The following is a 21,934-nucleotide window of genomic DNA, read 5'->3' as shown; positions in this document are numbered from 1 at the left end:
GGCTACTCCCCCTCGGCGCGAGCCGCCCGACGGGCGACGGCCTCGGCGAAGGCGTCACCGCGCGCGCCGTAGTTCTCGAACATGTCCATGGAGGCAGCCGCGGGCGCGAGCAGCACGACGTCGCCCGGCTGGGCGAGGTCGGCCGCGTGCGCGACGACGAGGTCCATGACCCCAGTGTCCGTGGTGGGGACGTCGACCACCGGCACATCCGGCGCGTGTCGGGCCAGCGCCTCGGCGATCTGGGCCCGGTCCCTGCCGATCAGCACCACACCGCGCAGCCGGGACGCGGACTCGCGGACCAGGTCGTCGACGTCGGCGCCCTTGAGCAGACCCCCGGCCACCCACACCACGTGCTCGAACGCGCTGAGCGAGGAGGCGGCGGCGTGTGGGTTGGTCGCCTTGGAGTCGTCGACGTAGCGCACACCGTCGACCGTGCCGGCGTCGGCGATGCGGTGCGGGTCGGGCGTGAAGGCGCGCAGGCCGTCACGGACCGCGACCGGCGGCACGCCGTAGGCGCGGGCGAGCGCAGCGGCCGCGAGGGCGTTGGCGAGGTAGTGCGGCGCCAGGGTCGCCTGGCTGCCCCGCACGTCCTCGAGGGTGGCGAGCTCGGCGGCCGAGGTCCTGCGCTGCTCGACGAAGGCCCGGTCGGCGAGGACGTCCTCGACGACGCCGACCATCGACAGGCCGGGCACGCCGAGGGTGAACCCGATCGCGCGGCATCCCTCCTGCACGTCGGCGTCCATGACCAGCTGCTCGGTCACCGGGTCCTGCACGTTGTAGACGCAGGCCACCTTGGTGTTGGCGTAGACCTTGCCCTTGGCCCGGGTGTACTCCTCGAACGAGCCGTGCCAGTCGACGTGGTCGGGGGCCACGTTCAGGCAGGCCGAGGCGTGCGGGGCGAGCGAGTCCGACCAGTGCAGCTGGAAGCTCGACAGCTCCACCGCGATGACGTCGTAGGGGTCGGGGTGCAGCACCGCCTCGAGGATGGGAGTGCCGACGTTGCCGGCACTGGTGGCGCGCAGGCCGGCCGCGCGCAGCATCGAGGCGAGCATGTTGACGGTGGTGGTCTTGCCGTTGGTGCCGGTGACCGTGAGCCACGGCGCGGCGCCGACCTCCGGTCGCATCCGCCAGGCCAGCTCCACCTCGCCCCACACCGGTATGCCGGCCTGCGCGGCTTCGGCGAGGAGCGGCTGGTCGGGGCGCCAGCCCGGTGACGTGACGACGAGGTCCAGGGGCGTCTCGTACGGCAGGTGCGCGACGTGCTCCGCGCCGAGCCGCACGTCGACGCCCAGGATGTCGAGGATGTTGGCCCGCTCGCGCAGCGCGGTGCTGCGCTCGGGGTCGCCGCCGTCGACGGCGATGACCCGGGCGCCGCGCTCGTGCAGGGCGTCGGCGGCCGCGAAGCCGCTCAGCCCCACACCGGCGACGAGCACGCGCAGTCCGCTCCAGTCGGCGCCGGCGCTGGTCAGCCCGTCCAGTCGTCCCCCGATGGGTCCACTGCTCACGTCGCTCCCACAACCCACTCTGCGTAGAAGAGCCCGAGGCCGAGGGCCACGAAGAGCCCGGCGATGATCCAGAACCGGATGACGATGGTGACCTCGTTCCACCCCACCAGCTCGAAGTGGTGCTGGAGGGGCGCCATCCGGAAGACGCGTTTGCCCGTCAGCTTGAACGACCCGACCTGGATGATCACCGACAGGGTGATGGCGACGAACAGGCCGCCCAGGATGACGACGAGCAGCTCGGTGCGGGTGGTGATGGCCAGCCCGGCCATCGCGCCGCCGAGGGCCAGCGAGCCGGTGTCGCCCATGAAGATCTTGGCAGGCGAGGCGTTCCACCACAGGAACCCGAAGCAGGCGCCCATGCCGCAGGCCGCCACCACCGCCAGGTCGTGGGCGTCGCGCACCTCGTAGCACTTGATGCCCGCGTTGGTCTGGCAGTTCTGGTTGAACTGCCAGATGCCGATGAGCACGTAGGCCGCGAACACCATCACCGAGGCGCCGGTGGCGAGGCCGTCGAGGCCGTCGGTGAGGTTCACACCGTTGGACGTGCCGGCGATCATGAGGTTGGCCCAGATGACGAAGAGGATCAGGCCCACGATCGTGCCGGCGAACGCCAGGTCGAGGTTGGTGTCCCGCACGAAGGAGATGTGCGTCGACGCCGGGGTCCGCGACTTGTCGTTGGGGAACTGCAGCGCCAGCACAGCGAACAGCACCGCCACGAGCGTCTGCCCGGCGAGCTTCTCCCCCGACCGGAGGCCGAGGCTGCGCTGCTTGCTGATCTTGATGTAGTCGTCGAGGAAGCCGACCAGTCCCAGCCCGGCCATGAGGAACAGCACCAGCAGGCCGCTCATGGTCACCGGCGTCAGGGTGACCAGGTGGGCCACGGCGTAGGCCAGGAGGGAGCCGGCGATGATGACCGCTCCACCCATGGTGGGCGTGCCGCGCTTGGTGTGGTGCGACGTCGGGCCGTCGTCGCGGATGAACTGCCCGTAGCCGCGACGCACCAGGAACTTGATGAACATCGGCGTGCCGAAGAGGGCGGCGACCAGTGAGACGACGGCCGCGATGAGGACAGCCTTCACGTCGGGTTGCCTTCCTTGGTCATGGCCAGTCGGTCTCCGAGCCACCGTAGCCCGGCGTCACGGCTGGACTTGAGCAACACGACGTCGCCGGGTGCGAGCTCTCGGTCGAGCAGGTCGTAGGCCGCGTCCGCGTCCGGCACCCAGGTGGCCTCGTCGCCCCAGGAGCCCTCGTGCTGGGCCCCGGTGGCCATGGGCCGGGCGGTCTCCCCCACGACCACGAGCCGCGAGATGTTGAGCCGCACGGCGAGCCGGCCGATCGCGTCGTGCTCGGTGGTGGACTCGTCGCCCAGCTCGAGCATGGTGCCGAGCACGGCCCAGGTGCGGCGGCCGTGGCCCATCGCGACGAGCGCCTTCAGCGCCGCGCGCATGGACTCGGGGTTGGCGTTGTAGGCGTCGTTGACGACGGTGACCCCGTCGGGGCGCTCGGTGACCTCCATCCGCCAGCGGCTGGCGGGGGTGGCGGTGGCCATGGATGCGGCGACGGCGTCGATGGGCAGGCCGCACTCCAGGGCGGTCGCGATGACGGCCAGGGCGTTGCCGACGTGGTGCTCGCCGTGCAGCGGGAGGGTGACCCGCACGTCGCCGTCGACGCCCCGCCCGGAGACGGTGAACGACGGGCGACCGGCCTCGTCGAGGGCGATGTCGGTGGCCCTCAGGTCGGCCTCGGGGCCGGTGCCGACGAGCTCGACCCGGGCCGGCGTGGCCGCGGCCATGGCCGAGACGATCGGGTCGTCGGCGTTGAGCACCGCCAGCCCGGTCGGCTCGAGCGCCGCGACGAGCTCGGACTTGGCGCGGCCGATGGCCTCGCGCGAGCCGAACTCGCCCACGTGCGCGCTGCCCACGTTGAGCACGATGCCGATGTGGGGTCGGGCGATCCCGGTGAGGTACTCGATGTGCCCGACGCCGCGGGCCCCCATCTCGACGACGAGGAAGCGGGTCTGCGAGGTGACCCGGCACACCGTCAGCGGCACGCCGACCTCGCTGTTGAGCGAGCCGGCGGGCGCCACGGTGGGGGCGGCCGAGGAGAGCACGCTGGCGAGCAGGTCCTTGGTGCTCGTCTTGCCCGAGGAGCCGGTGATGCCGATGACGGTGAGCTCGCCGTGGGCGGCGATGACGCCGCGCGCGAGGGCGGCGAACGCCTCCTGCACGTCGTCGACGACCACGCACGGCAGGTCCTCGACCTCGCGGGTCGTCAGTGCCGCGACGGCGCCCGCCGCACGCGCGTCACCCACGAACTGGTGGCCGTCCATGGACTCCCCCACGCGGGCGACGTAGAGCCCACCGGGCCCCGCCTCCCGCGAGTCGGTGACCACCGGGCCGTCGACGACGAGAGCGGCAGCCCCGGCCTCGTCGGTCCCGTGCAGCCGTCCCCCGGTCAGGTCTGCGATCTCCTTCAGGGTCAAAGGGATCATGCGTCTGCTCCCCCGGTGATGAGCTGCTGCAAGGCCTTGCGCACTTCCTCACGGTCGTCGAACGGGTAGATGGTGCCGGCCACCTCCTGGCCGGTCTCGTGGCCCTTGCCCACGACGGCGACGGTGGCACCGGGACCGGAGCGGTGGGCGGCCTGCACGGCCTGGGCGATGGCCACGGAGCGACGGTCCACGTCGTGGAGCTCGGCGGTCGTCGCGGCGTCCCGCGCGCCCTGGAGGACGGCCGCCCGGATGGTGGCCGGGTCCTCGGAGCGAGGGTTGTCGTTGGTGACGTAGACGAGGTCGGCGTGCTCGGCAGCGGCCCGGCCCATGGCGGCCCGCTTGCCGCGGTCGCGGTCGCCCCCGGCACCGATCACGACGGCGAGCTTCCCGGTGGTCGTGGGCCGCAGCGCGCGCAGGGCCGCAGCCACCGCCTCGGGCGTGTGGGCGTAGTCGACCACGCAGCGAGGCAGGTGCTCACCGCCGGGAACCGCCACGGGTTCCATGCGGCCGGGCACGTCCGGGTCGGCGGCGCAGGCGCGCTCCACCTCCGCAGCCTCGTGGCCGGAGACCAGCAGGGCGAGGGCGGCCAGGGCGGTGTTGACCCGGTTGAAGTCGCCGGGCAGGGCCGAGCGCAGCCGCAGCGTGGTGCTCCCGTCGGAGAGCGTGAACGCCGCGGGGTCGAGCTCGTCGGCGACCAGGCGCCAGTCGGCCGGCACGTCGGCGCACGAGGTGAGCGTCGTGACCGGCACGGAGGCCAGGCCGGCCAGCTCGCGGCCCCACTCGTCGTCGACGCAGACGACGGCCTGACGCGACCGCTGCGGGGTGAAGAGGGCGGCCTTGGCCAGGAAGTACTCGCGCATCCCGCCGTGGAAGTCGAGGTGGTCCTGCGAGAGGTTGGTGAACACGGCCACGTCGTAGACGACGCCGTCGACCCGGTGCAGGTCGAGGGCGTGGCTCGAGACCTCCATGACGCAGGCGTCGAGGCGGCGTTCGGCCATCACCGCCAGCAGTGCGTGCAGGTCGGTGGCCTCCGGGGTGGTGCGCACGCTCTTGACCCGCTCGTCGCCGATGCGGGTCTCCACGGTGCCGATCAGGCCCGTGGTCTGCCCGAGGGCGTGCAGGGCCGAGCTGACGAGATATGCCGTGGTGGTCTTGCCGTTGGTGCCGGTGATGCCGTACGTCCGTAGCGGCTGGTGCTCGGTGCCATAGACGCGCGACGCGACGGCGCCGAGCACCGCCCGGGGCTCCTCGACCACGACGCGGGGCACGTCGAGCCCGGCCTCGTCGAGCAGGTGCGCTCCGGCCGCGTCGGTCAGCACCGCCACGGCCCCGCCCTCCACGGCCGCCCCTGCGAAGGTGGCACCGTGCGCGTTGGCGCCCGGGAGGGCGGCATACAGGTCGCCGGTGGTGACCGCGCGCGAGTTCAGGGTGACTCCCGTGACCACGGCGTCGCCGGCCGGGGCCGGCGCCCCCACGAGGGCTGCCACGGCCGCGAGCGGGGTGGCGCGCACGGCGGCAGGACGGGGGGTGGACACGAAGGAGGAGACTACCGGCCCCACCGTCAGCGGACGCCGCCGGACTTGCGGTCGCGCAGCACGGTGGGGTCGTCCTTGGCGGGCGTCTCCTCCTCCTTGATGCGGACCTTGGGCGGCTTGGTGTTCGTCGGCGGGATCTTGAGCTCCTGCAGGGCGTAGGTCATGACGTCACGGAACACCGGGCCGGCCACGACGCCGCCGAAGTAGCCCTTGATCGGCCTCTGGAGGGTCACCGAGACGACCAGCTGGGGGTCGTCGGCCGGGGCGAAGCCGATGAAGCTGGCGGTCTTGCCGGAGTACCGGCCCTGCTTGGGGTCGTAGCGGTCGGCGGTGCCGGTCTTGCCGGCCACGCGGTAGCCGGGGATCTTCGCCTCGGGCGCGGTGCCCTCGTTGCCGACGACGCCCTCGAGCATGTCGCGGACGGTCTTCGCGGTCTTCGCCGACACGACCCGCACCGGCTTGGCCGGCTCGGCCTTGACCCAGCCGCCCTTGCCGTCGCCCACGTCGGCGATGAGCCGGGGCGGGATCCGGACCCCGCCATTGGCGATGGTCTGGAAGACGCCGGTCGCCTGGAGCGCGTTCACCGAGACACCCTGGCCGTACATGATCGTGTAGCGCTGGCTGCCGTCCCAGTCCTTGACCGGCTCGAGCAGCCCCTCGCCCTCGCCGGGGAACCCCATGCCCGAGGTCTGGCCGAGCCCGAACCGGTAGAAGTAGTCGTGCAGCGTGGTCGCCTTCATCTGCTCGCCCGCGAGGACCGTGCCGATGTTGCTCGACTGGGCGAGCACGCCGGCGAACGTGAGGTACTCGGTCGGGTGGTCGTGGCTGTCCTTGAACTCGGTGCCGTTGCGGCGGATCCGGTTGGGCACCTCCACGACGGTCGAGGGCGAGACGACGCCCTCCTCGATGGCGGCTGACGCGGTCATGACCTTGGCGGTCGAGCCGGGCTCGTAGACCTCGTTGAACGCCTTGTTGGTCCAGTTGTCCTGGCTCTGCCCCGGCTGGTTCGGGTCGAACGTCGGGTACGACGCGACGGCCAGCAGCTCGCCCGTCCTCACGTTCTGCACCACGACGGTGCCCGACAGCGCGTTGGTCTGGATCACCTTCTGCGCCAACGCGTTCTGCGCGAACCACTGGAGGTCGGAGTTGATGGTGAGCTTGACGTCGCGCCCGGGCACGGCCGGGGTGGTCTGCTGGTGACCGGTGGGGATCACCCGGCCGTCGAGCGCCTGCTCGTAGACGGTGTGGCCGTCCTTGCCGGACAGCGACTTGTCGAGCATGACCTCGACACCGGCGCCGGCGCTGCCGTCGGAGCGCAGGAAGCCCACGAGCGAGGCCGCGGCGGTGGAGGTCGGGTAGTTCCGGTCGGGGGTCGGCTCGCTGTAGATGCCCGGGATCCCGAGGGCTGAGATCTTGCGCCAGTTCAGCGGGGTGATGTTCTTGGCGACCACGCGGTAGCGGGCGTGGCCGGTCAGGACGGGAGTCAGCTCGGCGGCCGACATGCCGACCAGGGGCGCGAGGTCGGCGGCCGCGCCGGCCGCGCCCACCACCTGGTAGACGCCGTTGACGCTCTTCTTGTACTGCGCCACCGCGGTCTGGTCCACCGTCACCGTGCGCCGCTCGATGCTCGACGCGAGCACGGTGCCCTGCGAGTCGAGGATGCGACCGCGCATCGCGGGGATGGGCACCTTGGCCGTGCGCGACGACAGCGCGTCGGCCGAGGTCGCCGCGGCGTCGAACCCCTGCAGGCGCAGCAGCTGCGCGGCGAAGATGCTGAAGACGAACAGGACCGTCCACACCATGACCCGCATCCGGCGGCGGGGGTTGGCCGTGCCGAGTCGCAGGGACTTCGGCTTGCGACCACCCGGGTGCCGCGGCGCGGAGGCGCGGTTCTCGGGGCCCCGTTCGGGGCGGGCCGGTCGTGTCGGTCGCTGCGCCGGCCGTCCGGTGCCGGCGCCCTGCCGGGCGCTCACCGGGGGCACGCGCCGCTGGCCCGCCGCGCCCTGGCCGCCGACCTGCCGGACCTGCCCGGCCTTCGGGGCCGCCTTGGGGTGCGGGGCGCCCTCGCGCCGCGGTGCCGCCCGACGCGTCGCGCCCTTCGACGCCGAGCCGGCCTGGCCCGGCCGGGTGCCTCGGGGCTGCGTCACGTCGATACCTCTGGGTCGATGCTGGTGGGGTTGCTGCTGGCGTCGCTACGGGTGCGGGGTGCTGCTGGTGCGGGGTGCTGCTGGCGGGAGTCTTGCTGGTGCGGGGGTGCTGCTGGTGCGGGGGTGCTGCTGTGGGCCGGGGCCGTCAGCGCGACGGCGTCGCCGCCGGGGTGCGGCCGTTCTGCCTCTTCTGGCCGGTCTGCCCACGGTCGGGCGTACGGGCGGTCTGGGCGGGGTGGGTCGTGGAGGTGGTGCTCGTCGTGTTCCTCGTGCGCGCGTTGACGCTGGTGCGGGTGGTCACGACGGAGCCGTCCGGCTTGGTCACCACCATGGTCGTCGTCGTCACGTCCCCCTTGCGTGTCACGGTGGTCCTCGGCCCGGCTGCGGCGCCCTTCGCCGGCGTGGCCGACGTCCCGCTGTGGGAGTGGGCCTTCGCCTGGGGAGCCGTCACCACGGTAAAGCCGGCCTGCTTCTTCGCCGGCTTCGCCACGCCGAGCACGGCGCCGTCGCTGAGCCGCAGGAAGGCTGCGGAGTCGGCGGGCACCATGCCCAGCTTCGAGGCGCGCGCGGCGAGGTTGGCCGGCGCCTTCTGCGCGTCGATGGCCGCGGTGAGGGCCTCCTCGGTGTCGGTCAGCTGTCCCGAGGTGGCCTGGAGCTTGTGCAGGGTGAAGGAGCCCTCGGCCATCGTGGTGTTGAGCATGAGCAGGCCCATCAGGCCGCCGACCAGCAGGAGCATGCAGAGGGCGGCGAACATCGCGCTGCCCGGGTGTCCGGCCTTGCCGGGGACGACCCGGAGCGGCTGTGGTGCCGTCGAACGGCGCTGGGGTGCCCGTGATGCGACCCTCGCCGTCGCAGTCATCTGGCTCATCGGTGCTGTCCCTTCGTGGAGCGTGTCTTCTCGGCGACCCGGAGCCGGGCCGACGCAGATCTGGGGTTGGCGGCCTTCTCCTCCGCGCTGGGCTCCTCGGCCCCGCGCGTGAGCAGCCGCAGGTAGGGCCGGTGCTCCGGCAGCTCGACGGGGAGTCCCTCGGGAGCGCTGCTGCGGGCGCCGGCGGCGAAGACGCGCTTGGTGATGCGGTCCTCGAGCGAGTGGTAGCTGAGCACGGCGACCCGTCCGCCGACCGCGAGCGTCTCGACGGCAGCGGGCAGCGCCGACGCCCAGGCGGACAGCTCCGCGTTGACCTCGATGCGCAGCGCCTGGAAGGTGCGCTTGCCGGGGTGCCCGCCGCTCTTCTGCGAGGCGGCCGGCACGACCTTCTTCAGCAGCTCGACCAGGCGGCCGGAGGTGGTGAACGGCTCGACGGCCCGCTCGCGCACCACCGCCGCGGCGATCTTGCGGGCGAACCGCTCCTCGCCGTACTCGCGCAGGATGCGCTCGAGCTCGGCCGCCTCGTAGGTGTTGAGCACGTCGGCCGCGGTCAGCCCCCGGCTCTGGTCCATCCGCATGTCGAGCGGCGCGTCCTGGCTGTAGGCGAAGCCGCGGTCTGCCTCGTCGAGCTGCAGCGACGAGACCCCGAGGTCGAACAGGGCGGCCTGCACCCCGTCGATGCCGAGGTCGGCCACCACCGTGGCGACCTCGTCGTAGACGGCGTGCACCAGCGTGACGCGGTCACCCCACGCAGCCAGCCGCTCCCCCGCCAGCGCGAGCGCCTCCTGGTCGCGGTCGATGCCGACGACGCGCGCGTTCGGGCAGCGCTCGAGTACCGCCTGCGCGTGCCCTCCCATGCCGAGGGTGCCGTCGACGTAGACCGAGCCCGGCTCGGTGAGCGCGGGCTCCAGCAGGTCGAGGATGCGGTCGCGCAGCACAGGGATGTGCCGGTCCTCGGCGCGTCCTCGGCTGTCCATGCGCGTCTACTTCCTGTGGGTGGTGCTGGGGTGCGGTGCTGCGGTGGCTGGGGGTGGGGGGTCGTATGCCGCGTGCGGCCTGTGGGTGGCCCCTGCGGTCAGGTCTCCATCCGCTTTGTCGCCCGAGACGGGGGAAGTCGCCTCGGGTGGCGAAGCGGCTGGAGACCTGGCTCCAGGGACCGCCGGCTCTTACGTCAGAGGAGTCCGGGGATCACCTCCTCGCTCTGGTCGGAGAAGGCCTGCTCGGTGCTCTCGAGGTAGGCGTTCCAGGCGGCGGTGTCCCACACCTCGACGCGGGCACCGGTACCGATGACGGTGCAGTCCTTGGACAGCCCGGCGTACTCGCGCAGCGCCGCCGGGATGGTCACGCGGCCCTGCTTGTCGGGCACCTCGTCGGAGGCGCCGGAGAGGAAGACGCGCATGTAGTCGCGGGCGGCCTTGCTGGTGGTGGGCGCCTGCTGCATCTGCCCGGCGAGACGCACGAACTCGTCCATCGGGAACACGTAGAGGCAGCGCTCCTGGCCGCGGGTGACGACGAGGCCGTCGGCGAGCCGGTCGCGGAACTTGGCAGGGAGGAAGAGCCGCCCCTTCTCGTCCAGCTTGGGGTTGTGGGTCCCGAGAAACACGCGCCTCCACCTCCCCTCTGGCGTGCTGCGTGGCACCATCGGCCTCTGATGCGCCCCACTTTACTCCACCGTTATCCACTTCACGACCAGAATGCGCGATTTTCCCGTTCGAGGTGTCGCGTCAGTGCAGGTCAGCGCGGTGGAGGGAAGTGGGGAGGATCTCCGCACACGCACCTCGTCGGAGGAGAAGAGAGCCGCGCGAGGAGGCCGCCGGGTCACCGGGCGGTGACGATCTGGCGCGGATCGGCAGGAAACGGGCCCCGGGAGGCCGTCGACCGGGCACCATGACGGCCCCCGACGCGTTCCCGAGAGGTGCACCGCGGCATAACCCTGTCGTGGTGGAGCGTTGTGGGGGAAGATCGAGCGACATCGACGAAGGGACATCGGACGTGGCGATCACGGAGCCGACGGAGGGACGACTCGTGCACGACCAGGACGCCGCAGCGGGCGACGGGCAGCCGGCCGTGCCGGCCGCTGCACCCGTTTCCTCCCCCGCCCCGGCACGCGAGGGGGAGGTGGCTTCGCTCGAGCTCGTCACCCGGGTGGCCGGGCAGCTCTCCCGCGCCATGAACTCGGTGATCGAGGGCAAGCCCGACGTCGTGCGCACCGCCATCACCGTGCTCCTCGCCGAGGGGCACCTGCTCCTCGAGGACGTGCCCGGCGTCGGCAAGACCATGCTCGCCAAGACCCTCGCACGCTCCATCGACTGCTCGGTGCGGCGCGTCCAGTTCACCCCTGACCTGCTGCCCAGCGACATCACCGGCGTGAGCGTCTTCAACCAGGACGTGCGCGACTTCGAGTTCCGCCCCGGTGCCATCTTCGCCAACGTCGTCGTCGGCGACGAGATCAACCGCGCCTCGCCGAAGACGCAGTCGGCGCTGCTCGAGTGCATGGAGGAGGGCCAGGTCACGGTCGACGGGCAGACCTACGGCCTCCCGCGACCCTTCATCGTCATGGCCACGCAGAACCCCATCGAGATGGAGGGCACCTACCCGCTGCCCGAGGCACAGCGCGACCGGTTCATGGCCCGCATCTCGCTCGGCTACCCCTCGACGCGGGCCGAGCTGGCCATGCTCGACACCCACGGGCAGACGAGCCCGCTGGACAAGCTCGAGCCCGTGACCGACGCGGACACCATCTCGACGATGGTCCGGGCGGTGCGCGCCGTCTACACCAGCCCGGCGATCAAGCAGTACGTCGTCGACCTCACGTCCTCCACGCGCACCAGCACCGCCCTGCGGCTCGGTGCCTCCCCGCGGGCCACCCTGCAGCTGCTGCGTGCCGCCCGGGCGCACGCCGCACTCGAGGGCCGCGACCACGTGCTGCCCGACGACGTCCAGGCCATCGCCGTGGCCGTCCTGGCGCACCGCATCATCCCCACGGGCGAGACCCAGCTGGCCCGCAAGAGCACCGCCGACGTGCTGCACGACCTGATGCGCCGCGTGCCGGTGCCCTCGGCCAACCGCTGAGGGAAGGGGGACGTCGTGCGCCGGCTCCGCGACCTGCTGACGACACGCGGCCGTGCCTTCGTGTCCGCCGGCATCACGCTGGCGCTGTGCGGCATCGGGCTCGGCTTCTCGGACCTGACCCGCATCGGCATCCTCCTCATCGCGCTCCCGCTGTTCAGCGCGCTGATCATGCGGCGCCACGACCTGCGCTTCGCCCTCGACCGCACCCCCCGCCCCAGCCGGGTGCAGGTCGACGAGCCGTCGACGGTCACCGTCACCATCGAGAACGCCGGACCCAGCGCCAGCCCGCTCCTCATGGCCGAGGAGCAGCTCGACTACGCGCTCGGCGACCGCCCCCGCTTCGTCGTCTCGCGCCTGCGCCGCGGCGACCGCCAGGAGATCCACTACACCGTGCGCTCCCACGTGCGCGGGCGGCACCGGCTCGGCCCGCTCGGGGTGCGGCTGCGCGACCCGTTCGGCCTCAGCACCCGGGTGGCGGCCATCAGCGGGGCCGGCGACATCCTCGTGCTCCCGCGCATCGTGCCGCTCGGCTCGGGACGACCGCCGGGCAGCGGCATCGGCGCCGAGGGAGCGATCCCCCACATGGTGGCCCTGCACGGCGAGGACGACGTCTCCATCCGCGCCTACCGCGACGGCGACGACCTGCGCCGCATCCACTGGCCGTCGACGGCGAAGACGGGCGACCTCATGGTCCGCCAGGAGGACCGGCCCGCCCGGCGGCGCGCCGTCGTCGTGGTCGACTCACGCGCCGCGGGTCACCGCGGCAGCGGCAGCTCGAGCTCCCTCGAGTGGGCGGTCACCGCCGCGGCGTCCGTCACCGCACACCTGTCCGAGCAGGGGTATGCCGTGCACCTCGTCACCGACGAGACCGCCGACGACGGGCGCGCGGGCGCCGCCATCGACCTCGACCACGCGCTCGAGGTGCTGGCAGAGGCCCAGGCGGGGCAGCCCGAGCAGTTCGCGGAGGTCCTGCACGCAGCCCACCCGGTGACCTCCTCGGGTGGCCTGGTCATCGCGGTGGTCACCGCGCTCGACGAGGACCTCGCCCGGCAGGTCGCGGCCCTCCGCCAGCCGGGTGGCACCGGCCTCGCCATGGTGGTCGACTCCGCCAGCTTCGGCGGCCAGCGCAGGCCCACGAACGCGCCCACCGAACCGGCGTGCGTCGCGGTGCTCCGCAGTGCCGGCTGGAGCGCGGTGGTGGTCGGTGCCGACGACCAGCTCCCCTCGGCCTGGGCGGCACTGGCCGGGGCGTCGAACCCGGTACCGGCATGAGCCGCACCCGCCTGGCCGACACGGCGATCGCCGCCCTGGCCACCGCCGTGGTGAGCTGGCCGCTGACGACGCTGTTCACCCCCGACGACTGGATCCGGCCGACCATGCTCATGGTCGCGTTCGTGGCCGCGGCCGGGCTGCTGGGCCGGTGGCTGACCACCTCCAAGACGGGGGTGCTGTTCGTGCAGCTCGTGGCCCTCGTGGTCGGCGCGGGCTGGATCTACGGCCGCGGGCACCTCTGGCACGGCCTGCCCGGCGTGGACACGGTGCTGGCGTTCAACAACCTGCTGGTGGACGCCCGCGAGACGATCCAGAACTACGCGGCGCCGGCACCGACCAACCGCGGCATCATCCTCGGCGTCGGGCTGGCCATGGGCCTGACGGCGATGCTCGTGGACCACCTCGCCGTCATGCGGCGCTCCCCGGCCCTCGCCGGGCTGCCCCTCCTCACCGCGTTCCTCATCTCGGCGTCCAACTCCGGCAGCTCGCTGCACCCGGTCTACTTCGTGATCGCCGCGGGCGTGTGGCTCATCATGGTCGGGCGTCAGGGCATCGCCTCGGTGCGCCGCTGGAGCACCACGGCGCCGCTGCAGAGCCGGGGCCGCGCCACGTCCGACCGCGACGGCACCATGGGCTTCGCGTCCCTCGGGCGGACCCTCGGCGTGGCTGCCCTGGCTGCGGCCGTCGTGCTGCCGGTCGTCACCCCCCACCTGCCGACGCGGTACCTCGTCGACGGGCTCGGCAGGGCGACCGACTCCACCGGCTTCAGCGACGGGCAGATCGGGCTCAACAGCACGCTCGACCTGACGCGCAGCCTCGAGGACCGGTCGCAGTCCCCCGTGCTGTCGTACACCACCACCGCGGCGTCGCCCACTCCCCTGCGGGTCGGTGTCCTGACCACCTACCGCGGCGGAGAGTGGCGCCCCGACCGCAGCGACAGCGAGCTGAGCCCTCGCCCTCGCGTGGCCCTGCCCGACGACATCTCCAGCGACGTCCCCCGCAAGCGCTACCGGATCAGCGTCGACGACTCGCGCCTGCAGGCACCCCAGCTCGCGGCGCCCTACCCGCTGGTGGCCGGCGAGGTCGACGACGCCTCCTGGGGAGTCGACCCGCAGACCCAGGTGCTGCGCACCAACCGGTCGGTGACGTCGTACCGGATGGACTACGTCGCCCTCGACCCGCCGCGCGCGCTGCTGGAGCAGCCCACCACCGACCGGCTCTCCGACAGCCAGCGCTTCGACGCCCTCCGCGTCGACCGGGAGTCCGCACCGACCGTGGAGTCGCTCGTGCGCCAGGTGGTGCCCGAGGGGGCGACGCGGATCGAGGCCGCCATGGCGATCCAGGAGCACTTCCGCAGCTCGGCCTACACCTACTCGCTCCAGCTCGCCGGGCCGGTGCGCGACGAGACCGGGCGCGACGTGCCCATGGACCCGATCACGCACTTCCTCACCACGCGGCAGGGCTACTGCGTGCAGTTCGCCACCGCCATGGTGATGATGGCGCGGGCCGCCGGCATCCCCGCGCGCATGGCCATCGGGTTCCTCCCCGGCACCCTGGACAAGGGCACCTACACCGTGCGCGCGGCCGACGCCCACGCCTGGCCGGAGCTGTACTTCGAGGGCGCAGGCTGGCTCCGGTTCGAACCGACGCCTGCCTCGCGCAGCGGCCAGGCGCCGCCGTACTCCCTCGAAGAGGTGCAGACGCCCGACACCCAGTCGACCGCCACGGACGCACCCAGCGTGTCGGCCACGTCGGCACCCCGCCGCGACAACGGCGCCAACGACCCGGGTGCCTCCGACCGGGCCACCACGTCCGGCAGCGCCGACACCGGTGTGCTCTCGGCCTGGTGGTCCTCGGGCCGGCTCACCCTGCTCGGCTGGGTGCTCCTCGGCCTCGTCGTCGGCGTGGCAGGCACGGTCGCCGTGCCGGTGGCCGCGCGGCTGCGGCGCCGCCGACGGCTGCACGAGGCGCCCGACGACGCCCAGCGCGTCGAGGTGGAGTGGCAGGCGATGGTGGAGCGGATCGGCGACCTCGGGGTCGTCGCGCCCCGGGGCAGCACCCCACGCCAGGCCGGCCGCTTCTACCAGCGCGAGGCCTACCTCGAGGGCGCCGAGGTCGCCTCCCTCAAGCGCGTCGTCGACACGGTGGAGCAGTCACGCTACGCCCGGCCGGGGACCACGCTCGTCGACATCCGCGAGGACGCCGAGCGCGTCGTGCACGCGGTGTCCGGGGTGCGGCGGCGGCGCGACCGGGTGCGGGCCCTGCTCTGGCCGCAGGACGGGCTCGTGGAGTGGCGCGAGCGGCGGGCGGCCGTGACCGAGCCGGTGCAGCGAGCCTGGGACTCGGTGCGGTCCCGCCTCGGCCGCAGCTGAGGGCTGACGGCTGAGGGCGGACGGCTGACGGCCCGGAGAACGCTGACGACTCAGAACAGCGCGTTCAGGCTGTTCCAGCCGGCGCCGAGCCGCACCCGCGGCCGCCAGGTCCCGCTGGCGGTGCGGGGGTACAGCCACAGGACGCCGGACCGGTCGCGCGCCACGACGTCGGGCACGCGGTCGCCGTCGAGGTCCCCGGGGCTCATGATCGCGGTCATGCCGTTCCAGCCGGTGCCGATCCGCACGGCAGGCTTCCAGCCGCCCTTCCCGTTGCCGGGGTAGAGCCACAGGTCGCCGGTCGAGGCACGACGAGCGAGCACGTCGGCCGCACCGTCACCGTTGACGTCGCCCGGGCCGACGAGGGCGTTGAACGCGTTCCAGCCGGTCCCGACCCGCACGGCCGGCTTCCACCCGCCCTTCCCGTTGCCGGCGTAGAGCCACAGCTCACCCGTCGACGCACGGCGTGCGAGCAGGTCGACCCGTTGGTCACCCGTGAAGTCGCCGGGGCCGACCAGGGCGTTGAACACGTTCCACCCGGTGCCAACGCGAACGCGGGGCAGCCAGGCCCCGTGGCTGTCACCGCGGTACAGCCACAGGTACCCCGTCGACGCCTCGCGGGCCAGGACGTCGAGCGGGCCGTCGCCGTCGACGTCACCGGGCGTCTCCAGCAGGCTCAGCCCGTTCCAGCCGCTGCCGATCCGCAGGCCGGCGGCGAGACGGGTGCCCGCCGCACCGGCATACAGGCGAAGGTCGCCGGTCGCGGTGCGCGCGAGCACGTCACCGACCCAGTCACCGTTGAAGTCGGCCGTCGACATCGACAGCGTCGACGCCGGCACGGGCAGCGGGGTGAAGGCGTACGGCTCACAGGTGCGGTCGTAGTCCGCCACGTCGTCGTACCACTGGGAGAGGACCACCCGCCCGCCGGAGAAGCTGGCCTGGGTGCAACGGTCGAGGGCCTCATCCGGGTAGTCGAGCCGGCCCGCCGTGGCCCACACCGGCACGCCGGGGAGCCACCAGGAACCGGTGATGGCCTGCCAGCCCGCGGCATACGAGTAGAGGCCGTAGGCGACGCCCGCGTCGCGCAGCCCGCGCATCAGCCCCTCGACGACGTAGCGGTTCTCGCGGCGCTGGGCCGTGGTGTCGGACGGCCACGGCTGGGCGGGGCGCGGTTCGACGTCGACCCACACGACGGGTGGCGTGAACGGGACGGCCTGGAGGCTCTGCAGGGCGAAGCGGGCCTCGGCGTAGCCGACGTTGGACAGCTGCCCGGCCCGGGTGGTGGCCCGCCACGGCCCCTGGGTGCCGTAGGTGCCCAGCTGCGCCGTCGTGGGGAAGGCGGCGATCGTGTAGGCGTGGGTCGGGGTGCCGTGCTGGGTCGCCCACGCGACCTGGTCGGCGAGGCAGGGGTTCTCGGTGAAGGGCAGGCCCTTGGTGAGCCCGATGACGGCGAACGCCGCGGTGTCCGGCGGCATGGGCAGGCCGAGGCCGCCGACAGCCTTGTCGCACTGCGGCCACGACACGTCGTTGCCGAGAAGGGTCGCCGCGCGGGCGGCTGGGGCGGTGAGGAGGCTGCCCGTGAGCAGCGCCGCGACGGCGGCCACGGTCGCCAGCCACCCCACGACGAGTTCCTGTGTCCGACCGCCAGCCATGACAACCACCTCTGGCGCTGCCCTCCGCGCCACCACCAGCACACGCCTCCACCGCGCCCACCGGCTAGGGCCGCAGGTCCCGCGCCCTCCTCGACCTGCCGACGCCCGCCACGGCCGGCGCAGGGACCGCCTACAGCCAGGTGAAGATGCGCGCTGTCGTGCCCTCGGTGCCGGAGCGGAGCTGGACGAGGTCGCACAGCTGGTTGACGAGCCACACGCCGCGCTGACCGAGCGACGTGGGGTCCGGGGTGCGCCGTCCCACGAGGTAGTCGTCGATGTGGCCCGGGTCGGCGACCTCGCAGACCAGGGCGTCCGGCTCGCGCCAGATACGCAGCGCCGCCGGTCCGCCGCCGTACTCGGTGCTGTTCACGGCGAGCTCCCAGACCGCGAGCGTGAGGTCCGCCGCTCGCTCGGGGTCCAGACCGACGGCTGACGTCTGCTCGGCGACCCGCGACCGGACGACCATGAGGTTGGCCGGCCCGAAGTCCAGCACGTCGGCAGAGGGGGGCGGATCGGGGAGCTTCTCGTTGAACGTGCCAATGCCCGGCGGCTCTGGGCGGCCGGCGTCGTGGGAGTGGGGGGTCCCCCCGACGATGGCCTGGTGGCTGTGCAGGGCACCCTCGGACTCCGGCGACCCGAGCCGCTGGACGTCATAGGCGCAGCGCAACCACAGGGGCTGCGAGGGCTCCACGGCGAGGTCGAGGAGGGCCTCGTGGAGCTGGCACTCGGCGACCTCGGCCGCGTGGCGTCCCTGCCACAGCGGCTCAGCGATCCCGCGCGCCTCCTGCCCGTCTCGGCAGGCTTCGTCGATGAACTCCCGCCAGGCGGGAATGATCCGCGCCGGGTTGGCTCCGAGGTGGCCCATGTCGACGAACCGGACCGTCGAGGCCGCCGCACCGAGCTCCTGGCGGACCAGCGTCAGATGGGGCTCGGGGAGGGCCACCATGACGGGCTGGCCCAGCGCCAGCGCCTCCTCGATGAAGGGCACCGTTCCTGCGAGGAACTCGTCGTCGTCGCGATAGAGCAGTGCCTCGTGCCGGTAGCCGGCGTGCGGCGTCGGTTCGGCAGGTCGCGTCGCACGAGCCTTGTGGGGCGACAGCCGCACGGAGGGCGACGGCCCCGCCGGCCGCCCCTCACCGGGTGGGGCGCCCACGCGTTCCTCGGCTCGCTCCGGAGCCACCCCGAGAGCTGCCGCGACGTCAGTCGGTGCCAGGCCGTCGCGGGCCAGCCGCCGTCCCAGTGACCGACGTACGGTATCGAGCCCGCGGCCGTCGGTCTCTGAGCGTGCCGTGTCAGCTGCGCCGAGGGCAGCGGTGAGGGTGTCCGGCAGGAACACGATGTCGAAGCCCATGCCTGCCGGCGGCCGGTCGGAATCACCGACCAGCGCCCGGGCCACACCCTCGACCTCGGACAGACGACCGGCTACAGAGGCACGGCCCAGTTCGGGGAGGCTGACAGCCCAGACGGGACCGGCGCGCCAACAGAGCACCTCGTGGACCCGGACGGAGAACGCCAGACCATCGGTCGAGAACCCGGCCATCACACCGCCGTTCGATGGAGGAGCCGGGTCTAAGGCTTACGAGCCCTTTGTACCATGTGGTGGCGTCGGGGGCGAGGTCCGGGCTGTGGGTCCGAGGTCCAGCTCCCCGTCCAGGAGCCGTTGGGCCACCTCGCGCACGCTGAGGTCGTGCGCCCTCGCATGGCTGCGCAGGCGCTCGAACGCGAGGTCGGGGACGGTGCCCTCCCGCGCAGCGAGGAAGCCCTTCGCCTGCTCGATGACCACCCTGGAGTCCAGGGCCCGCTGCAGCTGGGCGATCCGCTCTTCAGCCCGTTCCTGGGCGGGGCGGCTGATGCTCCGGTGGAGGTTGCATACCACACCGCGCACGACCGGGTCGTCCAACAGGTTGGTCAGAGCAGCCTCGACCCACGTCCACGACCCGTCCTCGTGGCGGATCCGCAGGGTGAGGGGGGCGTAGCCACCGGGTCGCTCGGTCACCTGGGTGAGGAACTCTGCGAGGGGTGCGCGGTCGTCGGGATGCACCAGGGGGATGAACGACTGGCCCATCACCGCTGACTCCTGCCAACCGAACAGGGCGGTCACGGCCGGGCTCGCATAGGTGACGATGCCGTCTGTGCGCACCACCAGCGCGGCATCCGTCGAGCGCTCCAACAGCGGTCTGAGCGCCGTGCCGAGATGGGCCGACACGCCCACGATGCCGACGAGCTCCCCGTCGACGTGGATCCCGGCATCCGTGACGAGGGCGGGGAAGACGGAGCCGTCCCGGCCGCTCACCGCGAACCCTCCGGACCAACGCGCCCCAGTGCGCAGCGCCAGCATGATGTCGGCAGCCATCTGCTCGGACATCGTGGGCACGGTCAGGGTGGCGATGTTGCGCCCCAGCGCCTCCTCGGCCGTCCACCCGTACAGGTCCTCGGCGGCAGCGTTCCAGTAGAGCACCACGCCGTCGAGGTCCGTCGCGATGACAGCCTGCCCGATGGAGGCCAGCAGGTCCTCGGTGGAGAACGGGACATTCGGCATCTCCGGCGCCCCCTCCAGACCCGTGGATCGCGGCCACGCCGCCTTCCCCACCATAGACCTCCGCGTCAGCCACTGCGCAGGACGCCAACAGGCCAGGCACCCCGAAGGACGACCTGGCCTGTTTGCGCCTGGTGGCAGCGGTGCCGATCAGTCGAGGTAGTCGCGCAGGACCTGCGAACGGCTCGGGTGGCGCAGCTTGCTCATCGTCTTGGACTCGATCTGGCGGATCCGCTCGCGGGTCACGCCGTAGACCTTGCCGATCTCGTCGAGGGTCTTGGGCTGGCCGTCGGTGAGGCCGAACCGCATCGAGACCACGCCCGCCTCGCGCTCGGACAGGGTGTCGAGCACCGAGTGCAGCTGCTCCTGCAGGAGCGTGAAGCTGACCGCGTCGGCCGGCACGACCGCCTCGGAGTCCTCGATGAGGTCACCGAACTCGGAGTCGCCGTCCTCGCCGAGCGGGGTGTGCAGGGAGATGGGCTCGCGGCCGTACTTCTGGACCTCGACGACCTTCTCGGGGGTCATGTCGAGCTCCTTGGCGAGCTCCTCCGGGGTGGGCTCGCGACCGAGGTCCTGCAGCATCTGGCGCTGGACGCGGGCGAGCTTGTTGATGACCTCGACCATGTGCACCGGGATGCGGATGGTGCGGGCCTGGTCGGCCATGGCGCGGGTGATGGCCTGGCGGATCCACCACGTCGCGTAGGTCGAGAACTTGTAGCCCTTGGTGTAGTCGAACTTCTCGACCGCACGGATCAGGCCGAGGTTGCCCTCCTGGATCAGGTCGAGGAAGAGCATGCCGCGGCCGGTGTAGCGCTTGGCCAGCGAGACCACGAGGCGCAGGTTGGCCTCGAGCAGGTGGTTCTTGGCCTTCTTGCCGTCCTGGGCGATCCACCACAGCTCACGCTTGAGCTTCATGTCGATCTTGTCGCCCGAGTTCAGCTTCTCCTCGGCGAACAGACCGGCCTCGATGCGCTTGGCGAGCTCGACCTCCTGCTCGGCGTTGAGGAGGGCGACCTTGCCGATCTGCTTGAGGTAGTCCTTGACCGGGTCGGCGGTCGCGCCGGCGGTGACGACCTGCTGGACCGGGGCGTCCTCCTCGTCGTCGTCGCGCAGGACGAAGCCGCCGCGCTCCTCGGCCTCCTCGGTCTTCGCCGGGGTCGCCGCGGACTCGTCGTCGGCGTCCTCCTCGATCACGACCTCCTCGAGCTCGGACTCGACGACATCGGTCGGCTCGACCTCGACGTCCTCGTCCTCCTCGGGCTCGACACCCTCGGCGCTCTCGGTCCCGGGTGCGGTCTTGGTGGCGGTGGCCTTCTTGGACGCGGTCTTCTTCGCGGCGGACTTCTTGGCCGGCGGGGCGGCGGCGGCCGTGGCCTCGGCGGTGGTGCCGGCCTTCTTGGCGGCGGCCTTCGTCGCCGTCGCCTTGGTGGCGGTCTTGGCCGCGGTCTTGCTGGTGGCCGGCTTGGCCTCCTCGACGACAGCCTTCTTCGTCGCGGTCTTCTTCGCGGCCGTCTTCTTCGTCGAGGCCGACGCGGTGCGGCGGGCGGAGGAGGTCGCGGCGACGGCTCGCGTGGCGGTCGCGGCGTCGAGGGTGATCGAGATGCCCTGCTCCTCGAGGGAGCGCAGGACCGTCTTCATGCGCTTGGGCTCGACCTCGGCCTCGACCAGGGCGACCCGCAGCTGCTCGCTGTCCACCGAGCCGTTGGTACGGCCCAGCAGGAGGAGGTTCTGCAGCGCGGAGTGCGCGAACTCCTTCGGCAGTGGGCGAGACGGGCTCTCGGAGGCGTTATCGGACACAGGCGACACGGACTACCTTTCGTCGCGGACAGAGCAGCGCACGCCATCAGGGCCGAAGCGCACGACCATGACAACAACAGCGGAGGCGGAAGTATTCACGACAACCGGCTCTCAGGGGCTGCGGGGGACCTGCTCGCCGGTATGCGTAAGTGACATTGTAAAACGAGTCGGCCCCTGCTCTCGCACCGGAGCGGCAAAACCCGCCAAACGGACCACCGGTATGCCGCGCACGGGCTCGCGTATCGGCCCGCACGCGTGCGGGTCCGGTCAGGCCTCGGGCTCGGCCTTGACGGCGAGCACCGGGCAGGACGCGTCGAGCAGGATCCGCTGGGCGTTCGAGCCCAGGATCAGCTTGCCCACCGGGGTGCGCCGGCGCAGGCCGATGACGATGAAGTCGGCCGAGGTCTCCTCGGCCACCGCGATGAGGTCCTCGGCGGGCTCGTTGCCGCGGACCAGCTGCCGGACCTCGTGCTCGATCCCGACCTCGTCGAGCTCGTGCTGGACGTTGTGGAGCTCCTTCTCGAAGCGCTCGGCCTCCTTGGCGTCATAGTCCTTGCCACCGCGGTTGGAGTTGATCACGATCAGCTTCGTCTTGCGGAGCAGGGACTCGTCGGCGGCGCGACGCAGAGCAGCGCGACCTTCCTTCGTAGGCACGTAACCCACAACGATGGCCACAGGAACCTCCTTGTT

At 72.3% G+C, this 21,934-nt stretch carries 16 protein-coding genes; 3 read left to right on the top strand and 13 right to left on the bottom strand.

All coding sequences use genetic code 11. The features are described from left to right. Positions 1-2 precede the first annotated feature (2 nt). The 8 genes from murD to mraZ all read right to left on the bottom strand — a co-directional run bounded on the left by murD (position 3) and on the right by mraZ (position 10,149). Positions 3-1,505 (bottom strand): UDP-N-acetylmuramoyl-L-alanine--D-glutamate ligase, encoded by a 1,503-nt coding sequence (gene murD, locus BMW78_RS18370; protein WP_245735972.1) that lies wholly within the window; start codon positions 1,503-1,505, stop codon positions 3-5. After that, positions 1,502-2,584, bottom strand: a complete 1,083-nt coding sequence (gene mraY / locus BMW78_RS18365) for a phospho-N-acetylmuramoyl-pentapeptide-transferase (protein WP_091762707.1) — start codon at positions 2,582-2,584, stop codon at positions 1,502-1,504. Before mraY ends, murD begins: the two co-directional genes overlap by 4 nt. Beyond that, positions 2,581-3,996 carry a UDP-N-acetylmuramoyl-tripeptide--D-alanyl-D-alanine ligase gene (locus BMW78_RS18360; protein WP_091762705.1) on the bottom strand — a complete coding sequence of 472 codons (1,416 nt, stop codon included), beginning with the start codon at positions 3,994-3,996 and terminating at the stop codon, positions 2,581-2,583. Before BMW78_RS18360 ends, mraY begins: the two co-directional genes overlap by 4 nt. Then, positions 3,993-5,531, bottom strand: coding sequence for a UDP-N-acetylmuramoyl-L-alanyl-D-glutamate--2,6-diaminopimelate ligase (locus tag BMW78_RS18355; RefSeq protein ID WP_091762704.1), 1,539 nt, complete (start codon positions 5,529-5,531; stop codon positions 3,993-3,995). Before BMW78_RS18355 ends, BMW78_RS18360 begins: the two co-directional genes overlap by 4 nt. 26 nt (positions 5,532-5,557) lie before the next feature. Then, the gene (locus BMW78_RS18350; protein WP_245735971.1) at positions 5,558-7,678 is read right to left on the bottom strand and encodes a peptidoglycan D,D-transpeptidase FtsI family protein; all 2,121 of its coding nucleotides are present in this window, start codon (positions 7,676-7,678) and stop codon (positions 5,558-5,560) included. Positions 7,679-7,823: 145 nt separating this feature from the next. Then, entirely contained in the window at positions 7,824-8,546 is a 723-nt protein-coding gene (gene ftsL / locus BMW78_RS18345; RefSeq protein WP_143056332.1) for a cell division protein FtsL, read from the bottom strand. Then, positions 8,543-9,523, bottom strand: a complete 981-nt coding sequence (gene rsmH / locus BMW78_RS18340) for a 16S rRNA (cytosine(1402)-N(4))-methyltransferase RsmH (RefSeq protein WP_091762700.1) — start codon at positions 9,521-9,523, stop codon at positions 8,543-8,545. The genes ftsL and rsmH overlap by 4 nt, the downstream gene beginning before the upstream one ends. Positions 9,524-9,717: 194 nt before the next feature. Then, on the bottom strand, positions 9,718-10,149 hold the full coding sequence (gene mraZ / locus BMW78_RS18335) for a division/cell wall cluster transcriptional repressor MraZ (protein WP_091762698.1): 432 nt from the start codon (positions 10,147-10,149) through the stop codon (positions 9,718-9,720). Positions 10,150-10,664: 515 nt separating this feature from the next. Between mraZ and BMW78_RS18330 the strand changes: the two genes are divergently transcribed. Genes BMW78_RS18330 through BMW78_RS18320 form a run of 3 tightly spaced genes read left to right on the top strand, consistent with a single transcriptional unit; the run spans position 10,665 to position 15,262 of the window. After that, entirely contained in the window at positions 10,665-11,618 is a 954-nt protein-coding gene (locus BMW78_RS18330; RefSeq protein WP_245735981.1) for an AAA family ATPase, read from the top strand. Positions 11,619-11,633: 15 nt separating this feature from the next. Then, positions 11,634-12,890 carry a DUF58 domain-containing protein gene (locus BMW78_RS18325; protein WP_091762696.1) on the top strand — a complete coding sequence of 419 codons (1,257 nt, stop codon included), beginning with the start codon at positions 11,634-11,636 and terminating at the stop codon, positions 12,888-12,890. Then, positions 12,887-15,262: a transglutaminase TgpA family protein gene (locus tag BMW78_RS18320; protein ID WP_091762695.1), complete on the top strand. Its 2,376-nt coding sequence runs from the start codon at positions 12,887-12,889 to the stop codon at positions 15,260-15,262. Before BMW78_RS18325 ends, BMW78_RS18320 begins: the two co-directional genes overlap by 4 nt. A gap of 50 nt (positions 15,263-15,312) precedes the next feature. On the opposite strand, the gene BMW78_RS18315 is transcribed toward BMW78_RS18320, so the two are convergent. The 5 genes from BMW78_RS18315 to BMW78_RS18295 form a co-directional block, all read right to left on the bottom strand. After that, complete coding sequence (locus BMW78_RS18315; RefSeq protein ID WP_091762693.1) at positions 15,313-16,911, bottom strand: FG-GAP-like repeat-containing protein; 1,599 nt, start codon at positions 16,909-16,911, stop codon at positions 15,313-15,315. A gap of 130 nt (positions 16,912-17,041) precedes the next feature. Beyond that, complete coding sequence (locus tag BMW78_RS18310) at positions 17,042-18,451, bottom strand: sensor histidine kinase (RefSeq protein WP_091762691.1); 1,410 nt, start codon at positions 18,449-18,451, stop codon at positions 17,042-17,044. 36 nt (positions 18,452-18,487) lie between these two features. Then, positions 18,488-19,450 carry a PAS domain S-box protein gene (locus BMW78_RS18305; protein ID WP_177180466.1) on the bottom strand — a complete coding sequence of 321 codons (963 nt, stop codon included), beginning with the start codon at positions 19,448-19,450 and terminating at the stop codon, positions 18,488-18,490. A 147-nt stretch (positions 19,451-19,597) separates the two neighbouring features. Next, positions 19,598-21,244: an RNA polymerase sigma factor gene (locus BMW78_RS18300; RefSeq protein WP_091762687.1), complete on the bottom strand. Its 1,647-nt coding sequence runs from the start codon at positions 21,242-21,244 to the stop codon at positions 19,598-19,600. A gap of 267 nt (positions 21,245-21,511) precedes the next feature. Further along, positions 21,512-21,919, bottom strand: coding sequence for a universal stress protein (locus BMW78_RS18295; protein WP_091762685.1), 408 nt, complete (start codon positions 21,917-21,919; stop codon positions 21,512-21,514). Positions 21,920-21,934: the final 15 nt, after the last annotated feature.

Source organism: Pedococcus cremeus (assembly GCF_900111375.1).
GTDB classification, from domain to species: Bacteria; Actinomycetota; Actinomycetes; order Actinomycetales; family Dermatophilaceae; genus Pedococcus_A; species Pedococcus_A cremeus.
The sequence above is the reverse complement of the archived record's forward strand: the minus strand, read 5'-3'. Positions and strand labels throughout refer to the sequence as shown.